This window comes from Thomasclavelia sp. (assembly GCF_047249845.1).
Lineage (GTDB): Bacteria > Bacillota_I > Bacilli_A > Erysipelotrichales > Coprobacillaceae > Thomasclavelia.
In genome coordinates this window covers 1-2374 of record NZ_JBKTWO010000126.1, presented here as the reverse complement: position 1 = coordinate 2374, position 2374 = coordinate 1, and the positions used below count along the sequence as shown (strand labels likewise).

Below are 2374 nucleotides of genomic sequence, written 5' to 3'. Positions count from 1 at the left end.
AACCAGTTATCATGTTCAAAATCATACATGCTTAACTGAACCTTTCCATCATATATACTTACATAATAACCTAATTGTTTTTGAAGAATTCCTGTTTCTGGAAGTGCATAAGAAGGAACATCTACTAATGTACCATAATCTGTTTCCACAATTTCACTTGTACCAAGTCCATTATGTACATGTCCTGTAAATAAAATAGTTTGTGGGTATTTTCTTAATATTTCCTTTAATGCAAAATCTTGTGGCCCTTCATCTAGCGGGAAATCAGAAGAACCGTTATAACTGTCAGTACTAGCAATCGTATTACGTAATGGTTCATGAAGAGCTATAAAAATTGGTTTATCATCTTTTGCACCTTCGGCCATTGTTTTATCTAGCCATTCTAATTGTTCACCTGAAATATATGAACAATCTTTAATATCCCATTCTGTATTTATAACAATGAAATGGTATTTATCTTCACCTTCACCAATCCATGTATCATAATATACTTTATTGGTATCACCCATATATTTTTGATTATATGACATGTAACGATCATACACACCATCCCATCCTTGAGATGTCCAGCGTACATCATGATTTCCTAATGCATTAATAAATTGTAAGTTTTCATCATATTTATCAATAATATTATAATACCTTGCAAATTCACTGTCTGCACCATCACTTGTAAAATCACCACAGTTAACAAGTGTCTTAACATTTGGCATAGTTGTAACGATATCATTTAATCCATCATCATAAATACGAGCAGTTGTACTGTTTACACTAGATTGTACATGTGTATCACTCACTACAACAAATTCTAGTTTACCAGCTGTTGGTTTTCCAAAATCACTATATGCTTTTTGTAATTTATCATCTAATTCTTTTACTTCTTGTGAACTTGTAACAGTTTCTAATTGAGATTTAATCTCATTAATAACTGTAGTAAATGCATCTTTCTTTTCTTGTGTTGCATTTGAATTTCTTATTAATTGTTCATATTCGATAACTTTATTCTTTAAATCTGCAATTTTTGTTCCTAAAATGTATGAATCACACATACTAATAATTTGATTTTCAGGCAAGACTCCTCTATATACCTGTAATTCGTCAATTACTACATCCTCAATACCATATTTTTTTAAACCATCTGCTCCTAAAATAAAATCATAAGCATCAATACTTTTTCCTGCTTGTGAACTTATATCACTCGATGAAAATTCTTCACCATCTATATATAAAGACATTTTATTACTACGATCAAAAACAGCTGCAATATGATGCCAGGTATGATCATTAGTAATAGGCGCATCAGCTGTATCAGCACGACTTGATCCATTTGCTGTAAAATTTAAAGTCAGCTTACTATCATATTCAGCGACAATAAATCCTGGATTTCCTCCAGTAGACCAGCTTTTATTACTAATAACTCCTCCATCAGTAAATTTAGTACTATTTCCTTTATACCAAAACATAATAGAAAAATCATCTGTACCAAATTGTAAATCTTTAGGTTTATTAAAATTTACATATTGCTTTGCTATACTTGATGTATAAGCTACATCACCATTTTGAATATGAATAGCTTTTCCTTTTACCCCATCAACATATTCTACATCCCCAACAACTGTTCCATGATTTTCATTTCCTGAAATATCATTAGCATTTTGGTCATCAAATGTAACAGACATAACAGGTGATAAGAATTCTTCTACATTTGCTGCTTTTAATGGCATTAATGTTGCATATACTAAAGAAGATGTTAATAATAACTTAAGTATAACTTGGCTTCTTTTTTTTATCTTCCCCATAATTCAATCCTCTTTTTCTTTCTTAATATTCTTGCGTTAAAATATAAACTAATTATATTTATTATATAATTAAATAATTTATTTTTAAATTTTCATTATCTAAGTTCTGTTTCACATTAAGAAACAAAATATTAAACTTGTTACTTTTAACACAATCTATCATATTCAATTTCATAAATATAATTTCTATAAATAATTTAGATTCTCCCATAACATATCGATTATTCAAAAAATGCTAATAAACAAAATAACGCCATAGTCATAAAGAATTATGGCGTTATTTTTTACTTATCAAATTTTAACAATCTTCTTTTTTTCTTAAGATACTTATTCCTGCAATACTTAACATCATTACTCCTATAAATACTCCTACTAGTCCATTATCTCCTGTCTTAGTCGCATTTACCTTTGTATCACCTGGTTTTACTGTACTTTCAGGATTTGTTGGATTAGCTTCTAATCCAGCCATTGCTTTTGTTAATCCGTTTATTGCATTTTCTACTTCTTCTGCTGTTGCTTCTGGATTATTTAATATCGCATTTGCTTTTGCTACTTCTTCATCTACTACTTTTATT

The 2374-nt window shown here is 29.3% G+C and carries 2 protein-coding genes; both read right to left on the bottom strand.

The window, feature by feature from the left end:
- The coding region (locus ACLR9T_RS13890) for a LamG-like jellyroll fold domain-containing protein (RefSeq protein WP_413110081.1) at positions 1-1799 on the bottom strand (1799 nt) is incomplete at its 3' end.
- Positions 1800-2097: 298 nt separating this feature from the next.
- On the bottom strand, positions 2098-2374 hold a 277-nt coding region (locus ACLR9T_RS13885), incomplete at its 5' end, for an LPXTG cell wall anchor domain-containing protein (protein WP_413110080.1).